The sequence below is a fragment of the Mycobacterium sp. E787 genome, assembly GCF_001668725.1.
GTDB lineage: Bacteria > Actinomycetota > Actinomycetes > Mycobacteriales > Mycobacteriaceae > Mycobacterium.
Genome location: NZ_LZKL01000094.1, coordinates 1 through 25,796, shown reverse-complemented (window position 1 = coordinate 25,796; position 25,796 = coordinate 1). Strand labels below are relative to the sequence as shown.

The window sequence follows — 25,796 nt, the reverse complement described above, 5'->3', positions numbered from 1 at the left end:
ACCCGGTGCGTTCGCATAGTGCGCTGGTTACCCAATGGGCTCGTCGGGAATCCTCTCGTGCACCGTCAGCAACAAGTGGTCGAACTGACTCTGCACCGCGGGCGCGGGGGCGATCAGCGTCGTCACCTCGGCGAGCAGTTGCTTCGCCAGGGCACGCAGCTTCACGTTGGTTTCCTGCGAGCGCCACTGCAGCACGCGAAAGGCTTGCTCGGCGCTGACCCGGTAGACGTACATCAGCACGCCCTTGGCCTGCTCGATGGCCGCACGGTTCTCGAACAGATCGGGCAGAGCCGCGTCGAGCACCTCCTGCCGCGCCTCGTCGAAGGTGTCGGTGAGATCGATGTAATAGCCCGCGGTCCCCACCACCGCGCCCGACTCGTCCAGCATCCGGTCGGCGACCACGATCGCGTCGTGCACGGTGCCCCCGGTGTCGATGAACCGGTGCCGGCTGGAGAATGATTCCGCCGACTGCAGGGCGTAGTCGAGCAATTCCTGGACGTGCGCGCGGTCGTCGGGATGCTTGTGCGATAGCAGCAGTTTCGTCGTCGGCTCGACGGTCCCCGGTTCGTAGCCGTGCATCCTGGCGACCTCGTCGGACCATTCCCAGCGCTGGCCGACGAACCAGAACCGGAAGGCGCCGACGTTCAAATACCGCGCGTCCGCCTCGAGCGCGCTCGCCGGCTGGTCGGGGGTCCCCGCTGGTTGCACGATTAGCATCCTTCCACCCGGCGGGTATCCCGGGCTACCGCTGCAGGGGGTAACGTCGCGTGCGGACCATCCACACAACGCGGGAGCGCACGCCGAGTGCGCTGAGAGGACGGCTCGGGGCCGTCGACCGTACGAACCTGACCGGGTAATGCCGGCGTAGGGAGATGAGAAAATGACCGAAACCCTGTCGAGCGCTGCACCGAGCGTCACCACCGGCCCCATCGCCGGCAGCACGAAGGCCTACCGCGAACTGGAGGGCGTACCCGGCGCGCGCGTTCCGTTCCGGCGGGTCCACCTGTCGACCGGGGACCACTTCGATCTCTACGACACGTCCGGGCCCTACACCGATCCGGACGCCGTCATCGACCTGACGGCGGGGTTGCCGGCGCGTCCCGGGGTGGTGCGCGACAGCGGCACCCAGCTGCAGCGCGCCCGCGCCGGCGAGATCACCGCCGAGATGGCATACATCGCCGCCCGCGAGGAACTGCCCGCCGAGCTGGTGCGCGACGAGGTCGCCCGCGGCCGAGCGGTGATCCCGGCCAACCACAACCATCCCGAGAGCGAGCCGATGATCATCGGCAAGGCGTTCGCGGTCAAGGTCAACGCCAACATCGGCAACTCGGCGGTGACGTCGTCGATCGCCGAGGAGGTCGACAAGATGGTGTGGGCCACCCGCTGGGGCGCCGACACCATCATGGACCTGTCCACCGGCAAGAACATCCACGAAACCCGCGAGTGGATCCTGCGCAACTCCCCGGTGCCGGTCGGCACGGTGCCGATCTACCAGGCGCTCGAGAAGGTCAAGGGTGACCCGACCGAGTTGACGTGGGAGATCTACCGCGACACCGTGATCGAGCAGTGCGAGCAGGGCGTGGACTACATGACCGTGCACGCCGGCGTGCTGCTGCGGTACGTGCCGCTGACGGCCAAGCGGGTCACCGGGATCGTGTCCCGCGGCGGGTCGATCATGGCGGCCTGGTGCCTGGCACATCACCGGGAGTCGTTCCTCTACACGCATTTCGAGGAGCTCGCCGACATCTTCGCGCGCTACGACGTGACGTTCTCCCTCGGCGACGGGCTTCGACCGGGATCGATCGCCGACGCCAACGACGCCGCGCAATTCGCCGAGCTGCGCACCCTGGGCGAGCTGACCAAGATCGCGAAAGCCCATGGCGCGCAGGTGATGATCGAGGGCCCCGGGCACATCCCGATGCACAAGATCGTCGAGAACGTGCGGCTGGAAGAGGAGCTGTGCGAGGAGGCCCCGTTCTACACGCTGGGCCCGCTGGCGACCGACATCGCGCCGGCCTACGACCACATCACCTCGGCGATCGGCGCGGCGATCATCGCCCAGGCCGGCACGGCGATGCTGTGCTACGTGACCCCGAAGGAGCACCTGGGTCTGCCCGACCGTAAGGACGTCAAGGACGGGGTGATCGCCTACAAGATCGCCGCGCACTCGGCCGATCTGGCCAAGGGGCATCCGCGCGCGCAGGAGCGCGACGACGCGCTGTCGACGGCCCGCTTCGAATTCCGCTGGAACGACCAGTTCGCGCTGTCACTCGACCCCGACACCGCGCGGGAGTACCACGACGAGACGCTGCCCGCCGAGCCCGCCAAGACCGCGCACTTCTGCTCGATGTGCGGGCCGAAGTTCTGCTCGATGCGGATCACCCAGGACGTGCGCGACTTCGCCGCCAAGCACGGGCTGGAGACCGAAGAGGACATCGAGGCCATGCTGAGCGAGGGGATGGCCGAGAAGTCGCGCGAGTTCGCCGAGCACGGCAATCGGGTGTACCTGCCCATCACCCAGTGAGCTACCTGCCGCTGGCCCAGGCGGGCAGCACGCCGTTGCGCGTGCTGACCATCGCCGGATCGGACTCGGGCGGCGGGGCCGGCATCCAGGCCGACATGCGGACCATGGCGCTGCTCGGCGTGCACGCCTGCGTCGCGGTCACCGCGGTGACGGTGCAGAACACCGTGGGCGTGAAGGACTTTCACGCGGTGCCTGCCGATGTCGTCGCCACCCAGATCGAGGCGGTGGTCACCGACATCGGCATTCACGCCGCCAAGACCGGGATGCTGGCGTCGTCGGACATCATCGGCGCGGTGGCCGCCACCTGGCGCCGGCTGGGTCTGACGGGCACGCCGCTGGTCGTCGATCCGGTGTGCGCGTCCATGCACGGCGACGCCCTGCTGGCGACGTCCGCCCTGGATTCCCTTCGCGACCAACTGTTTCCGCTGGCCACGTTGGTGACGCCGAACCTCGACGAGGTGCGCCTGCTGGTCAATATCGACGTCGTCGACCCGGCCTCGCAGCGCGCGGCGGCCAAGGCGCTGCACGCGCTGGGCCCGCGGTGGGCCCTGGTCAAGGGCGGTCACCTGCGGTCCTCCGATCGCAGTTGCGACCTGCTCTATGACGGCGACTCCTACTACGAGTTCGACGCCGAGCGGCTGCCGGGCGGCAACGACCACGGCGGCGGCGACACGCTCGCATCCGCGGTCGCGTGCGCGCTGGCGCACGGCCTCACCGTGCCGGACGCGGTCGGTTTCGGAAAGCGTTGGGTCACCGAGTGTCTGCGCGCCGCCTATCCCCTGGGCCGCGGACACGGGCCCGTGTCCCCCCTGTTCAGGCTCGCATGAATCTCGAGGACATCGCGGGCGTCGCGCACGAACCCGAGGGCGCGTCGTCGGGCGTGGTGGTGCTGACCCACGGCGCCGGCGGGGACCGGGATTCGGTTCTCCTGCAGCAGATTTGCGACGAATGGGCCCGGCGCGGCTGGCTCGCGGTGCGGTACAACCTGCCCTACCGCCGGCGCCGGCCCAAAGGTCCGCCATCGGGGTCCGCGGCCGCCGACCGCGCGGGAATCGTCGAGGCGATCGCCGTGTGCCGCGGCCTGTCCGGCGGCCCGCTGATCGCCGGCGGGCATTCCTACGGCGGCCGGCAGACGTCCATGGTGGTCGCCGCCGGGGAGGCGCCGGTGGACGCGCTGACGCTGTTCTCCTACCCGGTCCACCCACCGGGCAAGCCGGAGCGCCTCCGCACCGAGCACCTGCCCGGCATCCGGGTGCCCACCGTGTTCACCCACGGCACGTCGGATCCGTTCGGCACGCCCGACGAGGTGCGCCGCGCCGCGGCGATGATCGCCGCGCCCACCGAGGTCGTCGAGATCGCCGGCGCGCGGCACGATCTGCGCTCGAAGACCCTGGACGTGCCCGCGCTCGCGGTCGACGCGGCGCTGCGGCTGCTTGGCTGAAGGGACCGCGCACGTCGGCACGGCTCGAATTAGACAGCTGAAACTGGACAGTTTCAACTGTCTAATCTAGCCTGGGTTCATGGACGGCATCGGTGACTCTGCCGTGACGGCCGCCCGCGACCTGCGGGTGTTGTTCAGCCGGCTGCGACGCCGGTTGCGGAGTCTGCGGGTCGACGACGACCTGACGCCGTCCCAGACCGCGGTGCTCACCCGCCTCTGGAAGGAGGGGGCGTCCTCGGCCAGCGCGCTGGCCGGTGCCGAAGGGGTGCGCCCGCAGTCGATGGCCACCATCGTGGCCGCGCTCGAGCAACGTGGGCTCGTCGCCCGCGCTCCCGACCCCGAAGACGGCCGCCGCCAGGTCGTTTCGCTGACCGCCGCCGGGCGGCGGCGCGCCGAGAGCAATCGGCAGGTGCGGGAGGAGTGGCTGGCACGCGCCATCCAGGAGCGGTATTCCGAACGGGAACGGCGCATCATCCTCGAGGCGCTGTCGCTGCTCGAGCGTCTCACCGAGTGACGAGAGGGGAACCGCTGCAATGGAATTGGGTGTGCACTTCATCGATTTTCTCCCCGGGGATCCGGCGAGGCTGGGTCCGACGCTGGCCGAGTCCGCCAGGGCCGCCGAGCAGGGCGGCGCCACCATGTTCACGCTGGCCGACCACTTCTTCCAGATGGAAAACGTTGGGCGAGCAGAGGATCCGTTCCTGGAGGGCTACACGTCGCTGGGTTTTCTGGCCGCGCAGACCACGACGATCGAGTTGACCCTGCTGGTCACCGGGGTCACCTACCGCTTTCCGGGCGTGCTGGCCAAAACGGTCACCACGCTCGACGTGTTGTCGCAGGGCCGGTCGATGCTGGGGCTCGGCGCGGCGTGGTACGACCGCGAGCACCTCGCCCTGGGCGTTCCGTACCCGCCCCTTGGTGCGCGGTTCGAAATGCTGGAGGAGACGCTGCAGATCTGCCGGCAGATGTGGAGCGACGACGACGGGCCGTACCGCGGCAAGCACTACCAGCTGGCCGAGACGATCTGTGTGCCGCAGCCGATCCGGCGACCGCCGATCCTGCTCGGCGGCGACGGCGAGAAGAAGACGCTGCGACTGGTGGCGCAGTATGCCGACGTCTGGAACAGCACGACGAGCGACGTCGCCGAACTCGAGCACAAGATCGACGTCCTGAACAGGCACTGCGACGCGGTGGGCCGGGATCCGCGCGAAATCCGCAAGACGGTAGGGCTTTTCGTCGACCCGTTCGCGGACACCGCAGGGTTCCTGAAGACGGTGCAACGCCACGCCGAGCTGGGCGTGGAGTTGATCAACCTGGGTCCCTTCCCCGGAAACCCCGATCCCGTCGGCTTCATCCGCCGCCTCGGCGACGAGGTGGTTCCCAGGATCGCCGACATCGCCTGACGGCTATCCGGGATAGCGCGAATAGCAGGCGTCCATGTTGCCGGCGACGCCGCCGCGGAAGGCGGCGATACGGGTGAACCCGGCGGGCACGCTGACGCCGTCGGCGTCGCTGGCGACCAGGTGGTTGGTGAGCAGGCCGGAGACGGCTTCGTCGAGGTCGCCGGCGGTCAGGATGAGCTGCTTCTGCGACGGCGTATCGATCGGTTCGGCCATCTTGCGATGCACCACACCGGTCAGGCACGCGGTTCGCAAGGCGGTCCAGGGGCTTTGCATGGGCAGGCCGCGCTCGTGCTGCACCGCCAGCGCGTACCTCGACATGACGATCGACAGCGCGGTGTCATCGCCTTGTGGCAGCGTGTGCTCGTTCTCGGCGGCGGCCTGGCCCACCTTCGCGAGCGCGGGAAGGTCGATCACGATGGTGTTGGTCGCCGGACAGTAGGACGCCGGCGGGCTGGGCTTGGCGTCCGGGCAATCGGCGGGCTGGTAGGACAGCGTCGGCGGGCTCTTCGGGGAGAAGATCTTTCCCAGGAGTTCGATGAGGGTCGACAGCGTGTCTTCGTCGATCGCGACCCCGCCCGTGCCCGGGTCCCGGTTCGGGTCGGCCTGCATGGTGGTGGGCAGGTCGCCGCGGCGCTGCGCGATCTCCTGCTTGTTGATGGTCGCGCATGCCGGGGCGCCCGTGAGGAAGCCCATCTGGAACGCGCTGATCCGATCCAGCGCCGACCCGTGTTCGTCGTCGTTGGTGGTGTCGGCGTCCATCACCGGGTCGCGGGTGGTGATGATGCCGGCCAGCACGTGGTCGAGCCCGTCGGCGGTGCTCAGTGTGAAGCGCGGCGACTTGCCGTCGGCGACCCAGTACAGGTAGACGCCCGCGAAGCAATCGGCCTGCTGCTCGCGAACGATGGTCGGGTCCCTTCTGGTCACGAGTTTGGCCATCTGCTGCAAGGCGTGCCCGAATTCGTGCGCGAGCACACCGGTGACGGACATGTCGCCGAAGTAGCGCTGCGCGACCGGCATGAAAACCCCGCGATCCCAGGCGATCAGGTTGCAGCGGGCGGTGAAGAAGGCGTTGACGAGCTGATAGGTCTCGCTGTGGCAAACGATCGGACTGCTCGGATTCTCGGAGTCGTAGGACACCAGCTTGCCGACCGGCACGAAGGTTCCCTTCAGCGATTGGCTGTACACCGACTGCCAATACTCCTCGATATCGTTGACCGAGAGCAAAGACAGCTTGTCGATCGGCCCGTTGTCCGTGTTGACCACCGTGCCGGTGGGGCTGGGCGCGTTCGACCGGATTCCGCTGGGCCCGTTGGTCGCCGGCAGGCCGCCCACCCGGAACGGGTCGTTGAGCATCGAAAGAGCGCGCCCGTCGACGAAGCTGGTGCATCCCGCCACCACGAGTGCCGCCCCGGCGCAGGCGATTGCCGCCCTCAGACGTCGACTCCGCCGGCGCACGCTCATGACGACCTCATCCCGACCGGGCTGCAAGGCAGCATCAAAGGGATCCCATTGTAAATCCCGCGGCTAACTCTGACAGCCCGAATCAAACTTGCGGTTTGCGCCGGTTACCCATTGCGAAACGTCAACGGGCGGGCTGCCATTCGGACTGCAAACGACGGGTGCCGAGTCTCGCGGGGCGGCCCCTCGCGGGCCGGCTCCTACTAGTCGTCCCCGATCGCGTAACCGTGGGCCGCGTGCCTGCCGTGGCTGAAGGATTCGCTGATTCCCACGCGATCGTGCACCCAGGCGAGTGGTTTTGGGGCCCACCAGTTGAGCCGGCCCAGCACATGCATGAATGCCGGCAGCAGCACCGTGCGCACCAGGGTCGCATCCATCAGCACCGCAAGCGTGAGACCGAGCCCGAACATCCTCATGAATGACACCTGCGATGCCGTCAGTGCGGCGAACGAAATTGCCATCACCAGCGCGGCGGCGGTGATCACGCGCCCGGTGCGAGCAACGCCCAGCGCCACGCTCTCGTCATTGGCTCGGCGGGTGCGTGAGGACGCGAGCCAATACTCGCGGATCCTGGATACCACGAACACCTCATAGTCCATCGACAAGCCGAATGCGACGCAGAACATCAGGACCGGCGTGTTGGCGATCAACGTTCCGGTCGGTGTGGTTCCCAAGGCGCCAAGGTGACCCTCCTGGAAAATCCAAACCATCGCGCCGAACGTCGCCGTCAGCGACAACACGTTGAGGATCAACGCTTTTAGCGGCAGAACCACGCTGCCGGTGAGAAGAAACAGCAGCAGGAAGGTGATGACAGCCATCAACCCGAGCACCAGCCCCAGCCGCGAGGTGATGGCCTCGACGCTGTCTCGATTGGCTTGCGCGAGCCCGCCGAACAGGACCGGCCGGCCGGCCGGAGCCGGCACATCGTGCAGCCGGTCGAGCTGGACGTCCGATGCCGGCGAGTTCAGCGGCGCGGTGCTGACGACGGTCAGATACGCACTGCCGCCGGCCACGCCGGTGGGCGCCGCGGGTGGTCCGACTTTAGCGCCGCCGCTGAAGGTGCCGGTCGGGGCGGCCACGGCCGAGACATCGGGCACCCGCGACAGGTCGGCGGCGTAGCGGTCCAGATCGGCCCGGTCGGGAGCATCCCGGATGACGACGGGTATCGCGGCAGCGGAGTCGTTGGCGAAATCATTGCGCAGCTGATCGCCCACCTGATGCGCGGACGCGGAGCGCGGCAGCATCCGGTCGTCGGAAAAACCCCACTGGATTCGCAGAAATGGAACCCCGAGCAGCACCAGCACGGCCGTCACAACCAGACCGATGGGCACAGCTCGGCGCATCACCAGGATGGTTGCCCGGTACCACAACAGCTGCTCCGGCGGTTTGGGCACCGGGTCGTGCCGGTGCAGCACCCGTCGTACCAGCCGGCGAACATCCACGGAGTCCAACCGCGGGCCCAGCAGCGTGATGGCCGCCGGGGTTATCACGATCGCCGCGATGCCGGCGAACGCGACGGTGGCGACTCCGGCGTAGGCGAACGATCTCAGGAAGGACATCGGGAACAACACCATCACCGCCATCGACAGCGCGACCGTCGTGGCGGAAAACAACACGGTGCGCCCGGCGGTGGCCATCGTCCGGATCAGCGCCTCGCGGGGGGCGGCGCCCACGGTCAGCTCGTCGCGGTAGCGGCTGACGATCAGCAGCGTGTAGTCGATCGCCAGCGCCAGGCCCAACGCGGTGGTCAGGTTGAGCGCGAAAATCGACACCTCGGTGCCGAAGGTGATCAGGCGCAGGATCGACATCGAGCCCACGATGGCGAACAGCCCCACGGCAATCGGCAAACCCGCCGCCAGCACCCCGCCGAACACCCACACCAGCGCCAAGAAGCTGAGCGGGACGGCAATGGATTCCATCAGCACCATGTCGCGTTGGATCTGATCGTTGACCTGCGCGTAGGTCACCGCGATGCCGCCGGCACGCACGGTGGCGCCGTCCCGGTCGCGCACCACCTCGCCGGACAGTGTTCTGGCGTACTTCTGCGCGCTGTTTTCCCCGCCTTCGAGGTTCGCCACGATCAAGCCGGCCTTGCCGTCCTTGCTCACCAGCCCCGCCGCGACCTGTGGCGCGGACGTCCACGCCGAGGCCACGCTGTAAACGTGGGGGGACCGCTGCAGGTGGTCAACGATATCGGCGCCGACCCGATGAGCCTGCTCGCTGCGGGCGCCCGCGGGCGCGGTCACCACGATCAGCATCTGCTGATCGCTTTGACCGAACCTATCCGCCAACAGCTCACCGGCCCGCGCCGACTCCGAGCGCGGATCCCGAAATCCCCCCGCGGAAAGGCTTTGGGCGACCGGAATGCCGAACACCGACGCCCCGATGAAGATCAGCACGGCCACCGCGATGACCCGCCGTGGGGCCGCGATGGCCATCATCGCGATCCGGTGCAGCATGTAGTGTCCCTCCGAGGTTGTCGCAAAGACATGGCCCAATGACGCACCCTAGTCGGTGCAGTAACATGAGTACACACCGCTGGCAGCAACGTGAAACGAGAGTACAAATGGGCGGTGACGTGACGGCTAAAGCTGCGGAGACGGGCGACCTGGCGGGCCGGCTGAACAAGCTGTTCGAGGTCATCCGTCGACCGAATACGCCGCCGCTGTCGAACGCCGCGGCCGCGGCCGCGATCACCGATCAAACCGGCGTCTCGATCAGCCCGGCCTACCTGTGGCAGCTGAGAAACGGCCTCAAGGACAACCCCACGGTCCAGCATCTGCGCGCCATCGCCGAGTATTTCGGGGTGCCGGCGAGCTATCTCATCGACCGCGACCCGAACCCGCGGATCGACGCGCAACTCGATCTCCTGCAAGCATTGCGGGACAGCGGCGTGCGGGACTTGGCAACGCGCGCATCCGGGCTGACTCCCCAGGCGCTCAACAGCCTGGCAGCGATCATCGACCATCTTCGCGAACTTGAGCACCTGCCCCCAATTGCCCCCCAGGGAGACGACCAATCCGATGGCAGTATCGAACGCTGACCTGCTCGCGCTGACGCGCGGGCTCCCGATCCCGGTGCCGTGGAATCGCGGCGTCTTCGTCGACAACGTGGCAAAAATGCGCGGTCGGGCGATCAGGCTGATCCCGACGGACACCGCGACCCTGGCGGAGAGCCCGTGCGGACTCTGGCTGGCTTGCGACGACGAGGACCTGATCCTGCATGAGGTCGGAACCACCGCCTACCACATCGACCAGATCGTGGGCCACGAGATCGGGCACATCCTGCTGGGCCATGGTCGAAGCGGCGCTCGCGGTGTCGAGGATGCACGCGCACGGATGCTGTGCCGCCAGGCGTTGCCCGACATCGATCCTGACACGGTGCGCGCCGTATTGGGCCGCACCGACTATGGCAGCGATCAGGAACGCGATGCCGAGATGTTCGCCTCCCTGCTGATGATCGCCGCCGCCGAGGTCAACGAACGCTCCTCGGTGATGATGCGTAGCGCCTTCTTCCGCCGATGACGTCCACGATCCCGGGGATCGTCGCCTGGCCCGTGATCACGTTGATGGCGATCCTTCTCGCGGCGCGTTTGCGGTGGTGCAGGACCAACCTCTACGACATCTACTACGGCAATCTGATGGCATGGCTCATGCTGGCCCAGCTCTTGCGTGAGCGCGACGTCGAAGTCGTGTTGTCCAGAAGCGCCCTGATGACCGTCACCATGGCCCAGCAATTGTCTTGCGTGGCAATGATTTTAGCCTGCGTCGAACTGATCGGGTTCACTTTGCTGTGGCGGCGGCTCTCGCCGGCTGAAACCCGCCGAGGTCACCGCTATTACCGTTTGACGGCCGTCGCCTTGAGCGTGGCATTCCTGGTCGCGGCCACCCGCGCTCGCGTCGCGGGTCAAACGCTTGAAGTCTCCGGTGGCTGGGACGCGATCCTGGCGTGGAGCTGTTATGTGGCCCTGATTCTGGTTCTGGCGGCTCAGGCAAGTTGGATGTTCGCCGCCGAACTGAGCACGAGCACCCGCAACCGTGAGTTCCTGCTCGCCGTCGGCGGGCTGTTGCTCGGTGTCGTGACCGCGGCGGGCTGCCTGGAGGCGCTGGTCTTGGCCGTGACCGACCAGATCGGCTGGACCGACACGCTGAAGTTCCGCCTGTGGTTCCACGGCTTCGAGTTCTTCTGGGTCGCGGTCGTCGTCTACCTGTTCGGCGCGGTTCCACTCGCAACCAGACTGCTGTGTTACCTCGGGCTGGATCCCACCAGTCGAGCCTGGAAAAAATTGGAGCCGCTGCGGCTCAGCATGATAACCGCGGTCCCAGAAAGCAGATTCAACCCCGATCACGGCGACCATCGATTTCAGAAGACAAGCCTGCAGCTGCACCAAACCGTGATCGAAATCCGCGACGCGATCCTGCAGCTGCGACCGTATTTCCGGGACATCGCCCCAGACACGCTCGCCGGCTTGCTCGAGGCACACTCCGTGCCGGCCGACGAACGCGGCGCCGCCACCTACGCGTTTCAGCTGGCCAATGCCGTCCGAGCCAAAACCACAGGCGCTCAACCGGAATCACCCGATCTGGCCCTGATCGTGCGCTCACGATCGACAAGCCTGGACGAAGAGGCCGCCGATCTCCTGTCACTGGCGAAATGGTGGACGCCCGCCTGCGCAGCCACCGACCACTCCGCCCCGGTGACCCCCGAAGCGCAACTGCACTCGCAAGGATGACCGCTGGCACTCGGCCCACCCGTCACGTCGGCAACAACCGCTCGGGCCCCTACGGCATCCGCTTGCGGTGCCGCTTGTCGTGCGGCGGGACGCCGTTGACCCCGCCGATCGACTCCGCATAGGTGCCCACCGCGAACGCCACGCCGGAACCCATGACGGCCAAGGCATCCCGGTTGACGGCCTCGACGGTGTCGCGGGGACCCTGGAAATCGGGGTCGAACGGGACGCCCGCCTGGCCGCCCCACAGGCGCGCCTGCACGGTCGTCTTCAGCTGCGAGGCGCCGGCCGTCATGCCCCCGACCGGCACACCCGCGATCATGAAGGGGTGGTAGTCGGTCCTGGCGCCCAAGGGCATGTCGGCGGGCCGCTTCCCGGCCAGGTTCAGGTAGCCGCCCAGCGTGCGCTCGATGCCGGCGGAGCCCTCGGGCACGTCGCCGGCGGCGATTCCGGGCGTGGGCGGACCGGACTGGTCGCCGTCGTCGGTGAAGAAGCCGGCATTCGGTGACCCGAGCATGGTGAAGTCCAGGTACATCGCGATGTCGTTGAGCTGATCCCGATCCATGCCGAACACGTAATCCGTGACACCGTTGAGCCCGTCCTCGTCGGCGCCCCAGAACGCGAACCGCACCGCGTCGTTCACGGGGGCCAACGGGCCCAGTTGCAGCGCCGTCTCCAGCACCGCGGCCACGCCGGTCGCGTTGTCGTTGATGCCGGGACCGTCGCGCGGGCCGTCGAGGTGCGCACCGACCACGACCGCCTCATGCGGCGATCCGGTTTCAGTCTGCGCCAACACGTTTCGCGAGGTGATCTTGATGTTCTCGGCGTCGAGCACCAGGCGAACAGGCGCGGTGTCCCGCTCGAGCGCGGCGGCACCGTCGGCGCCGACGACGGCGACCGGCACCGTCAGTTGCTTGAAGTAACCGGGGACGAAGAGGCCCGGCGGAGCGCCCTGGCTGCTGGGCCCGCTGACCACGATGAGCGCCGCCGCGCCCCGGGCCACCGCGCTGTTCTGCTTGTCGACCACCGAGCAGCCCGAATCGTCGACGACGGCGATCGCGCCCTTGGGCATCGCGGCCGGGTAATCGCCGACGGCGCAGCCCGACGGTCGCGCCGGGTGGACCGGCTGCCCGGTCAGCCCGCCGGGCGGCGTTCGGACGAGCATCGACGCCTGGTCGACCTGAAAGGTGCGGCCGGTCACCGTGAGGGCGGGCTTACCGGGCGAAACGTTGTAGAGCCGGTCGAACTGCGGTGTCGACACGTTGAAACCCCTGGCCCGCAACGCGTTGGCCACATAGTCGACGCTGGCGTCGTAGCCCGGGGTGCCGTCCGCGCGGTTGCCGCGGTTGGCGTTGGCGATATCCTGCAGCGCACGCAGGTGGGCTACCATCCGGTCGGCGGTGACCTTCGCGGCCAGTCCCCGAGCGAGGTCCGGTGCGGAAGCCGGCGGTGCGGGACGGGGCCCTGAGCACCCCGCCACCAGAGCCATCAGCACCAATGCGGACCCGAGCCGGCGGTTCACGGCCCCCATCATGGCTTGGTGAGCACGTGGCGCGTGCGATCCGCCAGCACCGGAACCCCGTTGCGGCCGCCGAGGTCCTGCGCGTACAGGGCCACCGCGTAGGCGACACCGGCGCCGTTGACGCCCAGCGAGGTGCGGTCGATATGGTCGAGGGTGTCGGTCTTCTGGTGATAGTTGGGGTCGAACGGCTGGTCGGCGGCCCCGCCCCACAGCTTGGCCTGCTCGGCGGACTTCTTGACTTCCGCGCCCGAGAACAGGCCGCCCGCCGGGATGCCGGCCAGCGTGAATCCGTCGTAGTCCGAACGCCCGTCGAACGAGGTGTCCTGCGCGGTTTTGCCGGCCGAGTTCAGGTAGGCGACCAGCGTGCGCTCGATGCCGGCCGAGCCCTCCGGCACCACCGGCTGGCCCCGCGCGTCCGCAGGCAGCGACTGGTCGCCGTCATAGGTGAAGTAACCGGGGTTGGGCGACGCGAGCATGTCGAAGTTCAGGTACAGCGCAAGGTCTTTGAGCGCGTCGAGGTTCAGCGATTCCACGTAGTTGCGCGATCCGATCAGGCCGAGCTCCTCGGCGCCCCAGAACGCGAACCGCACCGCGTTGTGCACCGGCGGCGAACTGCCCAGCTGCACAGCGGTTTCCAGGACGGCGGCCACCCCAGACCCGTTGTCGTTGATGCCCGGCCCCTCGGGCACGCTGTCCAGGTGGGCACCCGCCATCACCACGTCGGTGGGCGACCCGGTCTTGGTCTGCGCGATGACGTTGCGGGCCTTGACGTTTTGGACGCTCGCGTTGAGCTTGATGGTGGTGGGCCCCGGTTGCGCGCGCAGCTGAATCCCGAGGGATTTGGTGACGCTCAATACCGGGATCTTCACGTCGGTGTCGGGCCCAAGGGTGCCGCCCATCTGCTGCTCGTCGACGTTGTCGGTGACGATCATCGCGACGGCGCCGCGCTGCGCGGCGGCGTTCTCCTTCTGGGCGAACGGGCAGGTCCCGCGTTCCACCAGCACCACCGCGCCCTGCACCCGTGGCCCGTCGTAATCGGCGGGCTGACACCCGTCGCCAATGGCTACCGGCACCAGTGGCCCGCTCACCCCGTCGGGCGGGGTGCCGAGGCTGAACTCCAGCGGGCGCGCCTCCACAGCCGTGCCGCCGACCGTCACCGCCGGCTTGTCGCCGTGGAACACCCGGGCCGAGAACTCCGGCGTCTGGACGTCGAAACCGCTGTTGCGCAACGTGTTAGCCACATAATCGACGCTGGCCTCGTAGCCGGGGGTGCCCACGGCGCGGGTGCCGTTGTTGGCGTTCGCGATGTCCTGCAGTTTCGACAGGTGCGCCATCATCGCGTCGGTCGTGACCTTGTTGTGCAGGGCGGTGGCGAACTCGGCGGCGGCGGGGTTACCGCTCGCCTGCCCCGGGTTGGCGCAGCGCTGCGAGCAGCCGGCCGGGAAGGCGGTCAGAGCGACGACGGCCACGACCGCCGGGATCGTCCGCGACTTTTTTACCATCGCGCCCAAGGTTAGACATACAGCGCGCTGAATGGGGCAAAAGGAATGTTGCGCACCACAAACCAAACCGCCACCAAAAGCAGCGTCACCATCGCAGCCCAGCGCTGGTGCTGCCAGCCCCTGATCCGCCGGCCCGTCACCCGGCCGTAGGTCCACGCCCCATACGCCCACACCAACAGGACCAACGCCACCAGGCCCAGCGCGTTGAAGCGGGCGGCCGCCGCCACGTTGCCGTGCATCAGCGAATACAACATCCGCGCGCTGCCGCATCCCGGGCAGTCGATGCCCAGCAGCGCCTTGGTGGGACAGACCGGCAGTGGACCGCCCGGCGTGGTGGGATCACCCACCCAGGTGGCGGCGCACACCAACGTGGCGGACGCCGCCACCAGGAGCGGCGCGCCCAAGGCGAACCGAACCGGCCGTTGGCGGGTAACCACGAGCGTGCGCCTAGAACATCGCGGCGATCATCGCGGCGCTCGTGTTGTCGGCGTTCATGCCCACCGTCACCGTGTAGACGATGGCGACGACCACCCAGATGACCCAGATGACGACGGACCAGATGACCCACTTGCGGGCGCTGGCGGCGGACGCCTGCGCCTCGGCGTGCAAACCCTGCGCCCACATTCCGTTCACCTGGGCGGCTTTCACGATCGCGACGATCCCGGTGATGGGAAAGCAGAATATCGTCGCCAAAATCGCCCACACCAAGTAGTTATTCGGCGCTCGCCCGGCGGGTTGCTGCGGCGGGTATCCCGGCGACGGCGGTGGCTGTGTCATGGATTCTCCGGTCGGGAGCAGTTAACTGGCATGAGGCGGTGATTACCCTACCCGAGGGACGCGATGACGGCACCATCTCGATGAAAATCGCCCGAAAACCGCTGGCCGTTAACCGCTTTGCTGTGCGGTAATGGCCGTGCGGTTCCGGCCGAAAAGATGCCCAAACAGACAATTTCCGGCGGAATGTGTTGCATGGACAGGACATACCCCTACGATCCCCTTAGCGGAAACATTGTTTCCGGCGAGCGCCGCAACCGTTAGGAGTCAAGGATGCCTCATCTCAGCAAGGCGCTGCGGGCCGCGACGGCCACCGCGCTCGCGGGCGGTTTCGCGTTCGCCGGTGCCGCCGCTGCGACCGCGGACCCCACCAACACCGGTAACTCGGCGGACATCAACACGCTGGCCGCCTCGCTGTCCAAGGGCTACGGCCTCAACAACTGCACCGCCGGCAACATCGATGCGGGCGAATTGGCCGTGCTCACCTGCGGGCAGAACCCCGACCCCAGCGGCCCGGTCCAGGCGAGGTACATCTTGTTGAACAACGCCGACAGCCTGGCCGGCTCGTTCAAGGCCAGCATCAAGGACGACGTGTTGACCGCGTGCGGGGACAGCGGCCAGTCGCCCACGACCTGGCACCAGGGCAGCAACAACGCCAACTCCGGATCCGTGGCGTGCGGCACCTACCAGAATGCCGCGGAGGTCATCTGGACCACGGATTCCAAGAACGTGTTGGGCCTTGTCCGCGGAGCCAACTCCGACGTCGCGGCGCTCTACCAGTGGTGGCGCGCGAACGGCTGACGTCAACGCCCGGGCCGCAACGCATTCCGTCGCCGCGGCCCGAAAGATGCTCGGATTCCTCGAATTTCCCCACAACAAAGGAGTTCAGAATGTCCCCTCTCTCCAAGGCGCTGCGAGCCGCGACGGCCCTGGCGCTCATGGGCGGTTCCGCCCTCGTCGGCGCGGCCACGGCGACCGCGGACCCCGGCACCGGCAGCTCGGCGGACATCAACACCCTGGCGGGCGCGCTGTCGAAGGGCTACGGCCTCAACAATTGCCAGGCCGCGCCGCTGTCGGGTCCCCTTCTGGCCGAACTGGATTGCGGGCAAAACCCCGATTCCAACGGGCCGGCCGCCGGCGTCTACCAACTCTTCAGCAACGGCAGCGACCTGGCCGCCGCTTTCACCTCCGGCATCAACGGCGTGTCGCTGAGCGCGTGCGGTGACAACGGTCAATCGCCGGGCACCTGGCATCAGGGCAGTTCGGGCGCCACGGCGGGACAGGTGGCGTGCGGAACCTACAAGAACGCCGCCGTCATCACCTGGACCACCGATGCCAAAAACGTGCTGAGCCACGTCCGCGCGTCCAACACCGATGTGAACGCGCTTTACCAGTGGTGGCGCACCAACGGCTGACGATCACAGCCGGGCCGCTACCAGGTCGGCGACCGCGCGCATCCCGGCGCCGTTGGGGTGCAGCGGCGCCGGCCGACCCGGCAGCGGCACACCGGGTTTCGTCGTCCACGGCTCCGCCGACCAGGCGTGGTGTTGCCGGCTGGCCTCCGCGGCGCCGACGATTCCGCACCCGGTGGCCGCGGCCGCGTCGGCGGTGAGGCGTTCCAGCGTCGCGGCGACGTGCCGGCCCAGGTCGGCGTCGGCGTCCGCGAGCGGCGGAGCGGGCACACCGGCGGGCGGCAGCAGCGTCAGGTAGTCGACGAAGAACACCCGGGCGCCCGCGGCACGCCGGCGCACCGCGGTGCCGACCGCGCACAGCGCATCGAAGACGTCGGCCAGCGCCCGATCGCGCGCGTCGCGGTCCAGCAGTTCGGCCACCCGCCCACCCAGCAGCGGCAGCCCGCGCGCGATCCGCGGCAGCGCGGCGGCCATCAACAGCGGCACGTAGCCGACGTCGTTGCCGCCGATGGTCACGGTGACCAGGCTCTCCGAGCCGTCCAGCGCGGCGATCTGCGGTGGCCTGCCGTGCTGGCGATCGGAGAGCACGTGGGCGGTGGTGGCGCCGGAAAAGGTGACGTCGACCAGATCGAGGTTCAGCCGCCGGGCCACCAGGTGGGGGTAGTTGCGGGCCGAGCGGCCCGACCACCGCGGGGCGCCCTCCACCCGGGGCCGGATGCCGGGACCGGCGGCCATCGAACTGCCCAGCGCGACATAGCGTTTCATCGACGGTACCTGATTGCCCGGCTCCTCAGCGGCCTACCGCGCGGGCCGCGTCGTCGCCAGGTCGGGGCTGGAGGCCTGCGCCCAGAACCGCTTGGGGATCCGTCCGGCGCGCCGCGCCAGGTGGCCCGCGGTGACGGCGGCGGCCATCGCGGCGGCCATCGCCGGGGGGTCGGCGGCGCGGGTCACCGCGGTGGCCAACAGCACGGCGTCGCAACCCAATTCCATCGCCAGCGCGGCGTCGCTGGCGGTGCCGATGCCGGCGTCGAGCACCACCGGGACGCCGGCGCGCGCGACGATCATCTCGATGTTGTGCGGGTTGGTGATGCCCAGGCCGGTGCCGATCGGGGCGCCCAGCGGCATCACCGCCGCGCAGCCGGCGTCTTCCAGCCGACGGGCCAGCGCCGGATCGTCGTTGGTGTAGGGCAGGACGACGAACCCGTCGTCGACCAATTGCTCTGCCGCCCTGACCAATTCCACCCCGTCGGGCAGCAGCGTGCGCTCGTCGGCGATCACCTCGAGCTTGACCCAGTTGGTGTTCAGCGCCTCGCGTGCCAGCTGCGCGGTGAGCACCGCCTCGGCCGCGCTGCGGCACCCCGCGGTGTTGGGCAGCGGCGTGATGCCCAGCCTGCCCAGCAGGTCCAGCAGCCCGGTCCCGCCCTCGGCGTCGACGCGCCGGATCGCGACGGTGGTCAGCTCGGTGCCCGACGCGATCAGCGCCTCCTCGAGCACCGCCAGGTTCGACGCACCCCCGGTGCCCATGATGAGCCGCGAGGCGAAGCTGCGATCGGCGATCGCCAGTTTGGTTTCCGAGGAACGGGACAGTCCGGATTCAGCCACCTTGCACCGCCGTCACCACCTCGAGTCGCGCGCCGTCGAAAAGCGGTGCGGTCCAGCCGGATCGGGGCAGGACCGCGTCGCCCACCGCCACCGCGACACCTCGGTCGGGGAAGCCCAGCGACTCCAGCAGCGCGGCGACGGTGGTCCGCTCGTCGACCTCGACCCGTCGCTCGTTGACCGTGACGATCATGGGTGCGCTCCGACCGGCAGGAGTTCGGACACGATCTGTTCGGCGGTCCACGGCGCCAGCAGGAATCCCGACCGGCCGTGGCCGGCGGCGACGAGGGTTCGCTCGTCCAGGCGTTGCACGATGGGCAGATTGTCGGGCGTCATCGGCCGCAACCCGGCGGCGCACTCGGCCAGCTCGTACTCCCCCAGCGCGGGCAGCACCGCACACGCGTCGTCGAGCAGGTCGCGCACCCCCGACACCACCGGCGCCGTGTCGCGTCCGTGTTCGTATTGGGTGGCGCCGACGACGACGCCGTCCGGGCGCGGCACCAGGTACACCTGCCGCCCGTGCACGCGGGCCCGAATCACCCTCTGCAGCAATGGCATACACCCCTTTCGCCAGCGCAGCCGCAGCACCTCGCCCTTCACCGGGCGCACCGGCAACCCGGGCCACAGCGCGGGCGCGTCGATGCCGTTGGCGATCACCACCGCGTCGGCGCCCACCCGGGCCAGCTCGGTGACCGGCCCGGCCCAGCTCACGCCCAGGCGCTCGCAGGCGGCGCGCAGCGCGTCGAGCACCGCGCGGTTGTCCACCGCGAGCTCGGTGGGCGCCCGGAAGCCGTGCCGGATACCCTGCGCCAGCAGGGGCTCCACATCCCGTGCGGCCGACTCCCAGACCACCGGGTGCCCCTGCGCGGACAACCAGTCGGCGACGGTGCGCAGGTCCGCGACGTCGGCCCGGTCGACGGCCACCACCAGCGACTCCCGCGCCGTGACCACGCCCGGGGACAGCCCGTCCAGATAGCCGCCCTCGCGCCACAGCCGTAGCGATTCCAGGCCCAGCCGCAGCAACTTCTCCTCACCCGGCCAGCCTTCGCTGTGCGGGGCGAGCATGCCGCCCGCCACCCACGACGCGCCCGCGTCCCGGGTGCGATGCACGCGCACCGACCATCCGGCCTGCGCCGCCCGGCGCGCCACCGACAGCCCGATGACGCCGCCGCCGATGACGGCGAGTGAGTTGGGCATCCTGTGCTCCCTTCGCCGGCATGACCCGGATCAGGTGTGACGGTAAGGGCACGCGCGCCCACTCTCAGTCCCCGCTCGCCGGGACTCCCGTGTTCTTCGGTGTCCACGCTAGCGCGATACCGTCGCGCTGTGCACCACGCTGCCCGTCTCGCCGCCGCGAGGCTGTACCTGTGTACCGACGCGCGCCGCGAGCGGGGTGACCTGGCCGAGTTCGCCGACGCCGCCCTGGCCGGCGGCGTCGACATCATCCAGCTGCGCGACAAGGGGTCGGCCGGTGAGCAGCGCTTCGGCCCCCTCGAGGCGCGTGACGAGCTGGCCGCGTGCGAGGTCCTCGCCGAGGCGGCCCGCCGGCACGGCGCCCTGTTCGCGGTCAACGACCGCGCCGACATCGCCCGCGCGGCCGGCGCCGACGTGCTGCACCTGGGCCAGGGCGACCTGCCCTTGGCCGTGGCGCGCGAGATCGTCGGGCCGGACACGGTGATCGGGCTGTCCAGCCACGACGCCGACCAGGCCGCCGCGGCCGCGGAGAGCCAGGCCGGCTACTTCTGCGTCGGCCCGTGCTGGCCCACCCCGACGAAACCCGGGCGCCGGGCGCCGGGCCTGCCGCTGGTCCGGCTGGCCGCCGGGCTCGCCACCGACAAGCCCTGGTTCGCGATCGGCGGCATCGATGCGGACCGGCTGCCCGAGGTGCTCGACGCCGGGGCGCGACGCGTCGTGGTGGTGCGGGCCATCACCGGGGCCGAGGATCCGCGGGCCGCCGCGCGGCGGCTCAGGTCAGCGCTTGCAGCAGCGAGTTGATCCGGGGATGCGTCGGCGTCTCATCGGCCTGAAGGGGATCGCCCGGCATGCACCACACGAATACCCCGGCCTCGATCTCGAGCGTGCGGGGCAGGTGCCGGCGCCGTTCGTCGCCGTGGTCCAGCGGCACCAGCGCCGGGGCGGCGCGCAGCCGCTGCCAGCTGGCCGCGAAACCGGGGTGCAGCGGCAGGTCGGCCACCTCGCTCTCGGCGACCCAGCGCATCTCGGCGCTTTCCCGGTTGGGCACGGTCTGCAGCAACTCGGCCGCGTCGGCGACGACGGTGGTGTAGCTCCAGCGGGTGCCGCCCATCCCGGAGACCTCCGCGGTGACGACCGTGGCGCGGACGGCGACCAGGTCCGCCGGCAGGCCGGCCTCCTCGTGCGCCTCGCGGACCGCGGTCTGCTCCGGGGTCTCGTGGCTGTCCCGGGCGCCTCCCGGCAGCCCCCAGGTGCCACCCTGGTGGCTCCACACCGCCCGATGCTGCAGCAGCACCGCGGGCGTGCCGTCGGCCGCGGGGGCCCGCAGCAGCAGGCCGGCCGCGCCGTACCGGCCCCAATAATGAGCGCCGCCGTCGGATACCACCCATCCGTCACCGTCGCCGTGCACGAGATCAGGATATGCAGGCCATCCGCCCGGTCAATCGGGTCGCATCCCCCCATCCGGCGCAACATTCTCTTAGAATTCGCTTATTCGGGTTCGTGCGGCGAATTTCCAGGCCGAAGGATGAGGGCTGAGCAGACGTGACGGTTGAGCTGGCGCACCCGTCGACCGAGCCGAAGGGGTCGCGGTCGCCGGCCGAACCGGCGCATCCGCGCTGGTGGTTCATCTCCACGACGCCGGGCCGGATCCTCAGCATCGGGATCGTGCTGGCCGCCCTGGGCGTCTCCAGCGCCTTCGCCACCTCGACGACGATCAACCACCGCCAGCAGGTGCTGTCCACGGTGCTCAACCACACCGAGCCGTTGTCGTTCGCCGCCGGGCGGCTGTACACCACGCTGTCGGTGGCCGACGCGGCAGCGGCCACCGCGTTCATCGCCCAGGCCGAGCCGCGTCCGGTCCGGCTGCGCTACGAGCAGGCCATCACCGACGCCGCGGTGGCCGTGACCCGGGCGTCGAGCGGGCTGACCGACGAACCGCTGGTGCAGTTGCTGGGCCGGATCAACGCCGAACTGGCCGTCTATACCGGGCTGATCGAGATCGCGCGCACCAACAACCGGGAGGGCAACCCGGTCGGGTCGTCGTACCTGTCCGAGGCCTCGGGGCTGATGCAGTCGAGGATCCTGCCGGACGCCGCGCAGCTGTACCAGGCGACGTCGGAGCGGGTGGACAGCGAGACCACCGCGTCCACGCACTTCCCCGCCCCGGTGATCCTCGTCGTCGCCAGCACGGTGGTGTTCGGCGCGTTCTCCCATCGCTGGCTGGCCCGGCGCACCCGGCGCCGGATCAACCCGGGGCTGGTCGTCGGCGCCCTCGGTATCCTCGTCATGGTGGTATGGGTCGGGACCGCGCTAACCATCTCCACGACGGCGAGCCGTAGCGCCAAGGACACCGCCGCGGAGTCGCTGCGGACCGTCACCAACGTCGCCATCACCGCCCAGCAGGCGCGGGCCGACGAGACGCTGTCGCTGATTCGCCGCGGCGACGAGGAGATGCGCAAGCAGTCGTTCTACGACCGCATCGACTCCATGCACTCCCAGCTCGACCAGTACCTGTCGCGCAGCGACGCCGTCGACAAGCCCGACCTGCAGGGCGCCGACCAGCTGCTGCTGCGCTGGCGGCAGGCCAACGACCGGATCAACTCCTACATCTCGGTGGGCAACTACCGCGCCGCCACCCAGGTCGCCCTCGGCAGCGGCGAGGACGACTCCACCCCGGCGTTCGACAAGCTCGAGGACCTGCTGGGCAAGGCCATGGACCAGAGCCGCACGCACCTGCGCAACGACGTGCTCAACGCGCGCAGCGGGCTGTCCGGCGCCCAGGTGGGCGGCGTGGTGCTGTCCCTGGGGGCCGCGATCGCCGTGGCGCTGGGGCTGTGGCCGCGGTTGAAGGAGTACCGATGATGACGGCCCTGCGCCGGGGGCTCGCCGCGGCCGCGGTCGGCACGGTGCTGGCGGGCTGCGGGCACACCGAATCGCTGACCGTGGCCACCGTGCCGACGCTGCCGCCGCCCACGCCGGTCGGGATGGAGCAGCTGCCGCCGCAGCCGCCGCTGCCGCCGGACGACGCCGGCCAGGGCTGCAACGCGACCGCCAGCCTGCGCCCGTTCCCCACCAAGGCCGAGGCCGACGCGGCCGTCGCCGACATCCGGGCCCGCGGCCGGCTGATCGTCGGGCTCGACATCGGCAGCAACCTGTTCAGCTTCCGCGACCCGATCACCGGCGAGATCACCGGCTTCGACGTCGACGTCGCCGGCGAGATCGCGCGCGACATCTTCGGCGCCCCGTCGCATGTCGAGTACCGGATCCTGTCGTCGGAGGAGCGGGTCACCGCGCTGCAGCGCTCCGAGGTCGACGTCGTGGTCAAGACCATGACCATCACCTGCGAGCGGCGCAAGCTGGTGAACTTCTCCACCGTCTACCTCGACGCCAATCAGCGCATCCTGGCCCCGCGGGACTCGCCGATCGCCAAGGTGGCCGACCTGTCCGGCAAGCGGGTCTGCGTGGCCAGGGGCACCACGTCGCTGCACCGCATCCAGCAGATCGACCCGCCGCCGGTCATCGTGTCGGTGGTGAACTGGGCCGACTGCCTGGTGGCCATGCAGCAGCGGGAGATCGACGCCGTCAGCACCGACGACTCGATCCTGGCCGGGCTGGTCGAAGAGGACCCCTATCTGCACATCGTCGGGCCGAATATGGCCACCCAGCCGTACGGCATCGGCGTCAACCTGAACAACACCGGCCTGGTCCGGTTCGTCAACGGCACGCTGGAACGCATCCGCCGGGACGGCACGTGGAACACGTTGTACCGCAAGTGGTTGACGGTTCTCGGTCCCGCGCCCGCCCCGCCGACGCCGAGGTACGTGGACTGATGGCCGAGCTGGATCACACCGAGCAGCCCGGCGCCGACGAGGGCGCCGCAGCCCCGGACACGCAGGGCGGTCCGGTAACGGGGCGAATCCAGGCCACCCAGGCGCTGTTCCGCCCCGACTTCGACGACGATGACGACGACTTCCTCATCCCCGGGATCGACACCGACGCGCCGATGACGGTCGCCACCCGAGTGCTGCCGCCGACCCGGCAACTCGGCGGCGGCCTGGTCGAGATCCCGCGGGTGCGGGACATCGACCCGCTCGAGGCGCTGATGACCAACCCGGTGGTGCCGGAGTCCAAGCGCTTCTGCTGGAACTGCGGCAAACCGGTCGGCCGGTCCGGGGAGGGCGACAAGGGCGCGTCCGAGGGCTGGTGCCCCTCCTGCGGCAGCCCGTATTCCTTTTTGCCGCAGCTGAACACGGGCGACATCGTCGCCGGCCAGTACGAGGTCAAGGGCTGCATCGCGCACGGCGGGCTGGGCTGGGTGTACCTGGCGCTCGACCACAACGTCAACGACCGCCCGGTGGTGCTCAAGGGCCTGGTGCATTCCGGTGACGCCGAGGCGCAGGCCATCGCGATGGCCGAGCGCCAGTTCCTCGCCGAGGTGGTGCACCCGCAGATCGTGCAGATCTTCAATTTCGTCGAGCACACCGATTCGCACGGGGACCCCGTCGGCTACATCGTGATGGAGTACATCGGCGGCCAGTCGCTCAAGCGGGTCCTCAAGGACCGCAAATCCGAGAAGCTACCCGTCGCCGAGGCGATCGCCTACCTGCTGGAGATCCTGCCCGCGCTGACCTACCTGCACTCCATCGGCCTGGTCTACAACGACCTGAAGCCGGAGAACATCATGCTCACCGAGGAGCAGCTCAAGCTCATCGACCTGGGCGCGGTGTCGCGGATCAATTCGTTCGGATACCTCTACGGCACACCGGGTTTCCAGGCGCCGGAGATCGTGCGGACCGGTCCGACGATCGCCACCGACATCTACACGGTGGGTCGCACGCTGGCGGCGCTGACGCTGAACCTGCGCACCCGCAACGGACGCTACGTGGACGGCCTGCCGGACGACGATCCGGTGCTGAAGAACTACGACTCGTTCGGCCGGCTGCTGCGCCGCGCCACCGACCCCGACCCGCGGCGCCGGTTCTCCACCGCGGACGAGATGTCCGCCCAGTTGATGGGCGTGCTGCGCGAGGTGGTCGCGCACGACACCGGGATACCGAGACCCGGTCTGTCGACGGTCTTTTCGCCCAGCCGATCGACGTTCGGGGTGGACCTGCTCGTCGCGCACACCGACGTGTATCTGGACGGGCAGGTGCACTCGGAGAAGCTGACCGCCCGGGAGATCGTGACCGCGCTGCCGGTGCCGTTGGTCGACCCGACCGACGTCGCCGCGCCCGTGCTGCAGGCGACGGTGCTGTCCCAGCCGGTGCAGACGCTGGACTCGTTGCGTGCGGCCCGGCACGGCTCGCTGGACGCCGACGGCATCGAGGTGGCCGAGTCGATCGAGCTGCCGCTGATGGAGGTCCGCGCGCTGCTGGACCTCGGCGACGTGGCCAAGGCCACCCGCAAACTCGACGACCTGGCCGAGCGCGTCGGCTGGCGGTGGCGGTTGGTCTGGTACCGGGCCGTCGCCGAGCTGCTCACCGGCGACTACGAGTCCGCCACAAAGCATTTCACCGAGGTGCTGGACACCTTCCCCGGCGAGCTCGGGCCCAAGCTGGCCCTGGCCGCCACCGCCGAGCTGGCCGGCAACACCGACGAGCACAAGTTCTACCAGACCGTGTGGAAGACCAACGACGGCGTGATCTCCGCGGCCTTCGGCCTGGCCAGATCCCTTTCGGCCGAGGGCGATCGGGAGGCCGCGGTCAACACCCTGGACGAGGTGCCGCCCACCTCAAGGCATTTCACCACCGCGCGGCTGACCAGCGCGGTGACCCTGATGTCCGGCCGGTCCACGAGCGAGATCACCGAGGCGCAGATCCGCGACGCTGCCCGGCGCGTGGAGGCGTTGCCGCCCACCGAGCCGCGCGTGCTGCAGATCCGCGCCCTGGTGCTGGGCGGCGCGATGGACTGGCTGCAGGACAACGAGGCCAGCACCAACCACATCCTCGGCTTCCCGTTCACCGAGCACGGCCTGCGGCTGGGCGTCGAGGCGTCGCTGCGCAGCCTGGCCCGCGTCGCGCCCACCCAGCGGCACCGCTACACGCTGGTGGACATGGCCAATCGGGTGCGGCCGACGAGCACGTTCTAGGTCTCGGGTTTCGGCCCATGTGAGTGTGAATCCTGGGCTTTGGCTTTCGCGCCGAGTGCGGATGGCGCTGGTCGAACGCGGTCGGATCGCGGGTTGACGCGTTGATTGTGCGCCTACGGCTTTGACTGTGAAGCCTGGGCTTTGAGTGTG

The 25,796-nt window shown here is 69.3% G+C and carries 26 protein-coding genes and 2 riboswitches; of the genes, 14 read left to right on the top strand and 12 right to left on the bottom strand.

Annotated features, from left to right (window positions below; translation table 11 throughout):
- Positions 1–27 precede the first annotated feature (27 nt).
- Positions 28–717: a PAS and ANTAR domain-containing protein gene (locus A5705_RS18465; protein ID WP_068279163.1), complete on the bottom strand. Its 690-nt coding sequence runs from the start codon at positions 715–717 to the stop codon at positions 28–30.
- Positions 718–777: 60 nt separating this feature from the next.
- A riboswitch (TPP riboswitch) is annotated at positions 778–888 on the top strand.
- On the opposite strand from A5705_RS18465, the gene thiC reads away from it, so the two are divergent.
- The 5 genes from thiC (at position 881) to A5705_RS18440 (ending at position 5,368) form a co-directional block, all read left to right on the top strand.
- Entirely contained in the window at positions 881–2,524 is a 1,644-nt protein-coding gene (gene thiC / locus A5705_RS18460; protein ID WP_068279160.1) for a phosphomethylpyrimidine synthase ThiC, read from the top strand. Its footprint overlaps the riboswitch before it by 8 nt.
- The gene (gene thiD, locus A5705_RS18455; RefSeq protein WP_068279158.1) at positions 2,521–3,351 is read left to right on the top strand and encodes a bifunctional hydroxymethylpyrimidine kinase/phosphomethylpyrimidine kinase; all 831 of its coding nucleotides are present in this window, start codon (positions 2,521–2,523) and stop codon (positions 3,349–3,351) included. The genes thiC and thiD overlap by 4 nt, the downstream gene beginning before the upstream one ends.
- Positions 3,348–3,965, top strand: coding sequence for an alpha/beta family hydrolase (locus tag A5705_RS18450; protein ID WP_068279155.1), 618 nt, complete (start codon positions 3,348–3,350; stop codon positions 3,963–3,965). Before thiD ends, A5705_RS18450 begins: the two co-directional genes overlap by 4 nt.
- Positions 3,966–4,044: 79 nt before the next feature.
- Positions 4,045–4,479 (top strand): MarR family winged helix-turn-helix transcriptional regulator, encoded by a 435-nt coding sequence (locus A5705_RS18445; RefSeq protein ID WP_068279152.1) that lies wholly within the window; start codon positions 4,045–4,047, stop codon positions 4,477–4,479.
- A gap of 19 nt (positions 4,480–4,498) precedes the next feature.
- Positions 4,499–5,368 carry an LLM class F420-dependent oxidoreductase gene (locus tag A5705_RS18440; protein ID WP_067883235.1) on the top strand — a complete coding sequence of 290 codons (870 nt, stop codon included), beginning with the start codon at positions 4,499–4,501 and terminating at the stop codon, positions 5,366–5,368.
- A gap of 3 nt (positions 5,369–5,371) precedes the next feature.
- On the opposite strand, the gene A5705_RS18435 is transcribed toward A5705_RS18440, so the two are convergent.
- Positions 5,372–6,829: a peptidase gene (locus A5705_RS18435; RefSeq protein ID WP_068279149.1), complete on the bottom strand. Its 1,458-nt coding sequence runs from the start codon at positions 6,827–6,829 to the stop codon at positions 5,372–5,374.
- A gap of 200 nt (positions 6,830–7,029) precedes the next feature.
- The gene (locus A5705_RS18430; protein ID WP_068279140.1) at positions 7,030–9,285 is read right to left on the bottom strand and encodes an MMPL family transporter; all 2,256 of its coding nucleotides are present in this window, start codon (positions 9,283–9,285) and stop codon (positions 7,030–7,032) included.
- A 107-nt stretch (positions 9,286–9,392) separates the two neighbouring features.
- Here A5705_RS18430 and A5705_RS18425 point away from each other — a divergent pair, with 107 nt between their 5' ends.
- From A5705_RS18425 to A5705_RS18415, 3 genes are read left to right on the top strand one after another with little or no spacing between them, the layout of a single operon-like run.
- Entirely contained in the window at positions 9,393–9,869 is a 477-nt protein-coding gene (locus A5705_RS18425; protein ID WP_067883238.1) for a helix-turn-helix domain-containing protein, read from the top strand.
- On the top strand, positions 9,850–10,350 hold the full coding sequence (locus tag A5705_RS18420) for a hypothetical protein (RefSeq protein WP_068279137.1): 501 nt from the start codon (positions 9,850–9,852) through the stop codon (positions 10,348–10,350). The genes A5705_RS18425 and A5705_RS18420 overlap by 20 nt, the downstream gene beginning before the upstream one ends.
- Positions 10,347–11,558 carry a DUF6545 domain-containing protein gene (locus tag A5705_RS18415; RefSeq protein WP_068279134.1) on the top strand — a complete coding sequence of 404 codons (1,212 nt, stop codon included), beginning with the start codon at positions 10,347–10,349 and terminating at the stop codon, positions 11,556–11,558. The genes A5705_RS18420 and A5705_RS18415 overlap by 4 nt, the downstream gene beginning before the upstream one ends.
- Positions 11,559–11,607: 49 nt before the next feature.
- Here the strand turns inward: A5705_RS18415 and A5705_RS18410 are convergent, their stop codons facing one another.
- From A5705_RS18410 to A5705_RS18395, 4 genes are read right to left on the bottom strand one after another with little or no spacing between them, the layout of a single operon-like run.
- Positions 11,608–13,077 (bottom strand): M28 family peptidase, encoded by a 1,470-nt coding sequence (locus A5705_RS18410; protein ID WP_156763160.1) that lies wholly within the window; start codon positions 13,075–13,077, stop codon positions 11,608–11,610.
- An 8-nt stretch (positions 13,078–13,085) separates the two neighbouring features.
- The gene (locus A5705_RS18405) at positions 13,086–14,579 is read right to left on the bottom strand and encodes a M28 family metallopeptidase (RefSeq protein ID WP_067883282.1); all 1,494 of its coding nucleotides are present in this window, start codon (positions 14,577–14,579) and stop codon (positions 13,086–13,088) included.
- An 11-nt stretch (positions 14,580–14,590) separates the two neighbouring features.
- The gene (locus A5705_RS18400) at positions 14,591–15,016 is read right to left on the bottom strand and encodes a DUF2752 domain-containing protein (protein WP_067883242.1); all 426 of its coding nucleotides are present in this window, start codon (positions 15,014–15,016) and stop codon (positions 14,591–14,593) included.
- A 10-nt stretch (positions 15,017–15,026) separates the two neighbouring features.
- Positions 15,027–15,356, bottom strand: coding sequence for a CD225/dispanin family protein (locus tag A5705_RS18395; RefSeq protein WP_067883243.1), 330 nt, complete (start codon positions 15,354–15,356; stop codon positions 15,027–15,029).
- Between the two features lie 270 nt (positions 15,357–15,626).
- Here A5705_RS18395 and A5705_RS18390 point away from each other — a divergent pair, with 270 nt between their 5' ends.
- Both A5705_RS18390 and A5705_RS18385 read left to right on the top strand, forming a co-directional pair.
- Entirely contained in the window at positions 15,627–16,154 is a 528-nt protein-coding gene (locus tag A5705_RS18390; RefSeq protein ID WP_067883244.1) for a serine/threonine protein kinase, read from the top strand.
- A gap of 89 nt (positions 16,155–16,243) precedes the next feature.
- Positions 16,244–16,768, top strand: a complete 525-nt coding sequence (locus A5705_RS18385; RefSeq protein WP_067883245.1) for a serine/threonine protein kinase — start codon at positions 16,244–16,246, stop codon at positions 16,766–16,768.
- 3 nt (positions 16,769–16,771) lie between these two features.
- On the opposite strand, the gene A5705_RS18380 is transcribed toward A5705_RS18385, so the two are convergent.
- The 4 genes from A5705_RS18380 to thiO form a co-directional block, all read right to left on the bottom strand.
- Positions 16,772–17,530, bottom strand: coding sequence for an SGNH/GDSL hydrolase family protein (locus A5705_RS18380; RefSeq protein WP_067883246.1), 759 nt, complete (start codon positions 17,528–17,530; stop codon positions 16,772–16,774).
- Positions 17,531–17,563: 33 nt separating this feature from the next.
- Positions 17,564–18,352: a thiazole synthase gene (locus tag A5705_RS18375; RefSeq protein WP_255382824.1), complete on the bottom strand. Its 789-nt coding sequence runs from the start codon at positions 18,350–18,352 to the stop codon at positions 17,564–17,566.
- A 7-nt stretch (positions 18,353–18,359) separates the two neighbouring features.
- On the bottom strand, positions 18,360–18,557 hold the full coding sequence (gene thiS / locus A5705_RS18370) for a sulfur carrier protein ThiS (protein ID WP_068279130.1): 198 nt from the start codon (positions 18,555–18,557) through the stop codon (positions 18,360–18,362).
- On the bottom strand, positions 18,554–19,561 hold the full coding sequence (gene thiO / locus A5705_RS18365) for a glycine oxidase ThiO (RefSeq protein ID WP_068279227.1): 1,008 nt from the start codon (positions 19,559–19,561) through the stop codon (positions 18,554–18,556). The genes thiS and thiO overlap by 4 nt, the downstream gene beginning before the upstream one ends.
- Positions 19,552–19,662: riboswitch (TPP riboswitch) on the bottom strand. Its footprint overlaps the gene before it by 10 nt.
- Before the next feature lie 28 nt (positions 19,663–19,690).
- Between thiO and thiE the strand changes: the two genes are divergently transcribed.
- Complete coding sequence (gene thiE, locus A5705_RS18360) at positions 19,691–20,359, top strand: thiamine phosphate synthase (protein ID WP_067883248.1); 669 nt, start codon at positions 19,691–19,693, stop codon at positions 20,357–20,359.
- Here thiE and A5705_RS18355 read toward each other — a convergent pair.
- Entirely contained in the window at positions 20,331–20,966 is a 636-nt protein-coding gene (locus A5705_RS18355; protein ID WP_067883249.1) for an NUDIX hydrolase, read from the bottom strand. The two genes, thiE and A5705_RS18355, sit on opposite strands and share 29 nt — an antisense overlap.
- 134 nt (positions 20,967–21,100) lie before the next feature.
- Between A5705_RS18355 and glnX the strand changes: the two genes are divergently transcribed.
- The 3 genes from glnX to A5705_RS18340 are packed head-to-tail and all read left to right on the top strand — an operon-like array spanning position 21,101 to position 25,646.
- Positions 21,101–22,420, top strand: coding sequence for a protein kinase G-activating protein GlnX (glnX, locus tag A5705_RS18350; protein WP_067883250.1), 1,320 nt, complete (start codon positions 21,101–21,103; stop codon positions 22,418–22,420).
- Positions 22,420–23,388: a glutamate ABC transporter substrate-binding protein gene (locus A5705_RS18345; protein WP_369829610.1), complete on the top strand. Its 969-nt coding sequence runs from the start codon at positions 22,420–22,422 to the stop codon at positions 23,386–23,388. The genes glnX and A5705_RS18345 overlap by 1 nt, the downstream gene beginning before the upstream one ends.
- Entirely contained in the window at positions 23,388–25,646 is a 2,259-nt protein-coding gene (locus tag A5705_RS18340; RefSeq protein ID WP_067883252.1) for a serine/threonine-protein kinase PknG, read from the top strand. The genes A5705_RS18345 and A5705_RS18340 overlap by 1 nt, the downstream gene beginning before the upstream one ends.
- Positions 25,647–25,796: the final 150 nt, after the last annotated feature.